Source organism: Candidatus Effluviviaceae Genus V sp. (assembly GCA_014728125.1).
Lineage (GTDB): Bacteria > Joyebacterota > Joyebacteria > Joyebacterales > Joyebacteraceae > WJMD01.
Window position 1 is genome coordinate 1 of sequence record WJMD01000073.1, and the last position, 5,187, is coordinate 5,187.

A 5,187-nucleotide genomic window follows, 5' to 3' on the forward strand; every position below is an offset into this window, starting at 1 on the left:
CGCGTCCGCGAGGGCACCCACGACCGCCTGTTCATCCCGGTCGGCCGATGACACCGTGACGTGCAGCGCGTCGCCGAAGACGGCGGCGAGAAGAACGGCGGGATGGTCGCTGAGCAGTCGCTTCGCCCGGCGGGTGCCGTCTACCTCGATGGCCAGGATGTCTCCCTCGACGTCCGCCACGAGCTCATCGGGCGTCCCGAGGGCGACGACCCGGCCGCGGTGGAGAAGCGCGAGCCTGTCGAAGCGTTCGGCCTCGTCCATGTACGCGGTGCTGACGACGACCGTGACGCCCTGGGCTACCATCTCGTGCACGATGAGCCAGAGGTCGCGGCGCGATATCGGGTCCACGCCGAACGTGGGCTCGTCGAGCAACAGGATCTTCGGCTGGTGGATGAGGGCGCAGGAGAGTCCCAGCTTCTGCTTCATCCCGCCTGAAAGCGCGCCCGCGAGCCTGTCCTTGAACGGCTCGAGGTTCGAGAAGCGGAACAGGCGGTCCAGACGTGCCGTGCGCTCGTGATGGGGGACCTCGTAGAGGTCGGCGTAGAAGGTGAGGTTCTCCATCACGGTCAGGTCCGCGTAGAGGCCGAACCTCTGCGACATGTACGCGATGTCGTGCTTCACGCCCTCGGGATGGTCCGCGACGCTGACACCGGCGAGCACGGCATCCCCGGACGTCGGAGGCATCACCCCGGCGAGCATCCGCAAGGTCGTGGTCTTGCCGGCGCCGTCCGGACCGACGAGGCCGAAGAGCTGTCCCTCGGCGACCTCGAAGGTCAGTCCGTCGACGGCGAGAATGTCGCCGAAGCGGCGGGAGAGGTTCTCGACCCTTATCGCGGCGCCGTTCTCACTCATCATCCCTACCATCCGTGCTCAGAAACCACGTCGCAGTCGACTGCTTCCGTTCATCTCACGAGTCGTCGTCGCCGTCGTCGTCCGGCAGTCGCAGCCACACGTCCGCCGGCATTCCCGGTTTGAGGTCCAGCTCGGGATCTCCGGACACGCTCACCTTCACCGCGTAGACGAGCTTCACGCGCTCCTCCTCCGTCTGTACGTTCTTGGGCGTGAACTCGGCCTCCGAGGCGATGAAGGTCACTTCGCCCTTGTATTCTCTTTCGGGATACGTGTCGGTCCTGATGTGCGCTGTCGCACCGATCTTCACCGCGCCGATGCGGTCCTCCCGTACGAAGATCCGGACCCATCGGTCGTCCGGGTTCATGACGGTCAGGACAGGTGACCCGGCCGGGACGGTCTCGCCGGGCTCGCGATGGCGGACGGTGACGATGCCGTCGATCGGCGCGACGACCCGCATGTTGGCGATCGTGGCTTGGGCGACGCGGAGGCCGGCCTCGGCCTGCCGCAGTTGCGCCCGCTGCGCCTCGATGCGCTCACTTCGCGGCCCGTCCTCAACGAGTTTGAGCTGCGCTTCTGCCTGCTCGTGTCTGCTCTGCGAGATGTCGAATGCCACCTGGGCCTTCTCGTACTGCTCCTCGCTCACGGCGCCTCCCTCGAAGAGGTTCGTCGTGCGCTCGAGGTTGCGTCGGGCGTCGGTGAGTTGCTGCTCCGTCACGTCCCGCGCGGCACGCGCCTGCGCCACCTCCTCCGGTCTGGGCCCTCGCTCAAGCTCGTCGAGCGCCGAGCGCGCGGCCTCGACCTGAGCCCGCGCCTGGTCGAGGTGGGCCAGCGCCTGCGTCCGGTCCAGAGAGGCCAGCTTGTCGCCGACGCCGACGCGGTCGCCTTCGCGGACCGTTATCGAGTCCACGCGACCGGTGGCCTGGAACCCCAGACGGGCCTCGGTGGCCTCGACGGTACCCGAGGCGGCCAGCTCGTCGCGGTTCGCGTCGTCACGGAACACGGTGAGCCACAGGACCAGTCCGACGGCGGCAGCGGCCGCGACGACCATGACGATTCGTCGTCTCTTCTTCATCGCAGACTCCCCAGGTTCTCTTCCAGCCACGCGGGCGTCAGTTCTCCAGTTGTGCGCGCCAGCTCGACGCCGGCGACGATCTCCGAGTTGCGTGCCCCCACCAGTGCCGACCGTCACCGTCCGCTACCCGGTTCCGGGCGGGTTCCGCCGTGGCGACCGTCACTGTCCGTTCGGCGATCAGAGGACAGTCCGGCCCTGACAAAGGCGACGACGCTCTCCACGAGTTCCGCACGCGTCGCCGCATCCTCCTGATCCACCGCCACTCCCTCCCGCAGAAGGTCACGCGCCAGCACCAGCCAGAGCGGCTGGGAGGCGACGCTCAATGCCATGAGCTCAGGGTCCCCGGCGCGGATCGAGCCGTCTGCCTGGCCCTCGGCGATGAGTTGAGCCAGCGTCCGCAGATTGTCGCCCATCATGTCGTGGGCGGTCTCGGGGACTGGTCCACCGGAGACGATCGTGTGAATCACGAGCTGCGGCACGCCCGGGTTATCGGAGAGGTGCTCGAAGAAGGCGCGAACGACCGCCTCGATTCTCCGAAGAGGAGTTCCCGAGGTCTCGGCTGCGGCGACGACCCTCTCCCTCGCCGCGCGCGCGACAGTGGCCGTCACGGCCTCGAAGAGGTCGTGTTTCGAGCCGAAGTGGTATGCGACCGCCCCGAGGTTGGCGCCCGCAAGTCCCGTGATAGAGCGCACGGAGGCGCCCTTGTAGCCGTGGCGGGCAAAGAGCTTCCGGGCGGCATCGAGAATGGCTGAGCGAGTGCGCGATTGGTTCATGCTGTCATCCGCCTGTCGAAGAATCGAACGTTTGACTTGTATCATACGTTCGTATGATACGCGGTTGAAACGAGCTTGTCAAGGCGGAACAGACCGGCGACACTCTGAGCGAGCGACGCCGGAACAGGCCCCGGCAAACGCCGGGGAGACCGCGGCCTCTGCTGCGTGAAACGGGGGAACATCGTGAAGAAGCGTCTTGGAGTGGCTCTGGGGGGCGGCGGAGTGTTGGGTTTTGGGCACATCCGGGTGCTCGAGCTGCTTGATGAACTGGAGCTACGACCGAGTGTCATAGCGGGCAGCAGTATCGGTGCGGTCATCGGCGCTCTCTATGCCTCGGGAATCTCCGGACGTGGGATACGGGAACTGGCGGAGGAGTACTCCGTCCAGCGTGGCGACGCGCTGAAGGACGTGATGAAGAAGCTCCCTTCACTCCTCAAGTGGCTGAGGGTCTTCATCCCTGAGCGCAGGCGCGGCGGGCTCATCAGCATAGACCGTTTCCTTGCTTCCGCGCTCGAACCGATCGAGGGCGTTACGTTCAAGAGTCTGGAAGTGCCGCTCGTTGTCGTCGCGACCGACTTCTGGACGGCCGAAGAGGTGGTAATGGAGGAAGGGGGCGTAGCGACCGCCGTGCGAGCGAGCATGGCCATCCCTGGCGTGTTCACGCCGGTCTCCACCGGCGGAAGGGTTCTTGTTGACGGAGACCTCGTGAACCAGGTCCCCTATGATCACGTCAGCGGACGGTGCGACATTACGCTCGCCGTCGCGGTCAGCGGTGAGAGGCACGCCGGGGAGAACCGAATACCCCGCGTGCCGGACGCGGTCTTCGGCGCCCTCGACATCATGCAGACGGTCGCGCTCGAGCGGAGGCTCGCGTCCTCGGAGCCGCACGTTCTCTTCCGCGCCCGAATGCAGGGCATCTCGATGCTCGACTTCAGCAAGATCGGCGAGGTCCTGGACCAGATGGAGCGCGAGATCGAGAGACTCCGCAGCAGGCTGTCGGACATCAGATTCTGAAGGTCGCGGTCCGGCTGCTCGTGAAGGGCGTTACGCTCGATGGGACGCCCGGCAGAGGCGTCGGTTCGGGTGCCGGAGCGACCGTGTTCTCATCTGGTTCTCTTGACTCCCTTGTCGCAGATGAATGCGGTGGCCCTCCGCAAGGGTCATGCAGCATTCGGATGTGCATGGCGGATGGGGGTGGCGACGCTTCATCCGGGAGAGGGATCGGCCCAATGAAGGACACAACTTCCGACAGCAGGAGACAGGTCCCGACGATCTCGCTGGTTCCGTTCCTGCTCGTGACCTTCGGCCTGGTGTGGGTAGTACTTGGTTCCTACATCCTCCTGCCGGAACAGATGACCAGGACGTTCGGGCAGATGACAGGTCAGCATCCGCTCTTCTATCTTGCTGTCTATGCGCCGGCGATCGCGTCCTTCCCCGTCGTCGCACGCCACGGCGGGCTGAAGGGCCTGCGCCGGTATCTGAGTCGCCTCCGGCTCTGGCGCAGCTCACCAGCATGGTGGGCCTTGCTGGTCGTGGGGCTCCCTCTGGTCTTCTTTATCGGCGCAGTACTCAAGGGTGATCTCGTGGCCGCGATGCCGCGGTTCTCGTCCTGGCAGTCGCTTGCGGCTCTTCTGGGACTCGTCGTGATCAAGGGGCCCGTGGAGGAGTTCGGCTGGCGGGGGCTGGCGCTGCCTCTGCTGCAGCGGAGACTCGCGCCGATCTGGGCCGCTCTGATTCTCGGCGTGGTCTGGGGCTTCTGGCATCTGCCCGCGTTTCTGCTCAGCGGAACGCAGCAGAGCACCTGGTCGTTCGCCCCGTTCTTCGTCGGCACGGTGGCCATCAGCGTTCTCATGACGGCGCTCTTCAATGCCTCTGCGGGCAGCATTCTGCTCGCCGCACTGTTCCATTTTCAGCTCATAAACCCCCTCTGGCCGGACGCGCAGCCGTACGATACGTATCTGCTGGTCGTAACTGCTGTAGCCGTGGTCCTGCTGAACCGCGGCTCGATGTTCAGCACGGAAGGCGCGGTCACGGAGGTGATCCCGGTGGAGGGGGCCGCAGCTGAGTGATCTGAGTTCGGGAGGCTGCATCTCAAACCGGACGCGTTCCGGGGAGTCAGGTCAGCGGAAGAAGGCACTGGATGCAACGGTCTTGTGACTGTACCATCTGCTGACCCTCGTCACTATCGGTGCAGCATCCGGTCACGAGGGAAACGCGAACAGCACTCTCGTCCGCCCCACAACGAGACCTTGTGAACCAGAAGGACTAGCAGTGAGAGCTCGGTGAGATCACGCCCCTGGAAGCCGGCATGATGACAGCAACCCGCTTCAACCATCACGGAGTCAGACAATCGACCGCATCGTTCTCTCCTTCTGTGCACTGAGCCTGCTCCTTCTCATCGGGCAGGCTATCCGTACCAAGGTCCGCTGGACCCAGAAGCTCCTGCTGCCCGCCTCGGTGATCGGCGGACTCATCGGGCTTCTGGTCATC

General features: G+C 65.3%; 5 protein-coding genes and 1 pseudogene. 3 read left to right on the top strand and 3 right to left on the bottom strand.

Annotated features, from left to right (window positions below; translation table 11 throughout):
• The 3 genes and pseudogenes from GF405_04105 to GF405_04115 form a co-directional block, all read right to left on the bottom strand.
• A partial coding sequence (locus GF405_04105; GenBank protein MBD3367349.1) for an ATP-binding cassette domain-containing protein occupies positions 1 to 852 on the bottom strand: 852 nt, incomplete at its 3' end.
• A 55-nt stretch (positions 853 to 907) separates the two neighbouring features.
• A complete protein-coding gene (locus GF405_04110) occupies positions 908 to 1,924 on the bottom strand; it encodes an HlyD family efflux transporter periplasmic adaptor subunit (GenBank protein MBD3367350.1) in 1,017 nt (338 codons plus the stop codon).
• A gap of 605 nt (positions 1,925 to 2,529) precedes the next feature.
• A pseudogene (locus GF405_04115) lies at positions 2,530 to 2,697 on the bottom strand (TetR family transcriptional regulator).
• A 165-nt stretch (positions 2,698 to 2,862) separates the two neighbouring features.
• On the opposite strand from GF405_04115, the gene GF405_04120 reads away from it, so the two are divergent.
• From GF405_04120 to GF405_04130, 3 genes are all read left to right on the top strand, one after another.
• On the top strand, positions 2,863 to 3,711 hold the full coding sequence (locus tag GF405_04120) for a patatin-like phospholipase family protein (protein MBD3367351.1): 849 nt from the start codon (positions 2,863 to 2,865) through the stop codon (positions 3,709 to 3,711).
• Between the two features lie 215 nt (positions 3,712 to 3,926).
• Positions 3,927 to 4,766, top strand: a complete 840-nt coding sequence (locus GF405_04125; protein MBD3367352.1) for a CPBP family intramembrane metalloprotease — start codon at positions 3,927 to 3,929, stop codon at positions 4,764 to 4,766.
• A 280-nt stretch (positions 4,767 to 5,046) separates the two neighbouring features.
• A partial coding sequence (locus tag GF405_04130) for a hypothetical protein (GenBank protein MBD3367353.1) occupies positions 5,047 to 5,187 on the top strand: 141 nt, incomplete at its 3' end.

Bases quoted from the DNA above. Each gene is read 5' to 3' on its own strand.
- GF405_04125 (MBD3367352.1), top strand. From the start codon at position 3,927: ATGAAGGACACAACTTCCGACAGCAGGAGACAGGTCCCGACGATCTCG.
- GF405_04110 (MBD3367350.1), bottom strand. From the start codon at position 1,924: ATGAAGAAGAGACGACGAATCGTCATGGTCGTCGCGGCCGCTGCCGCC.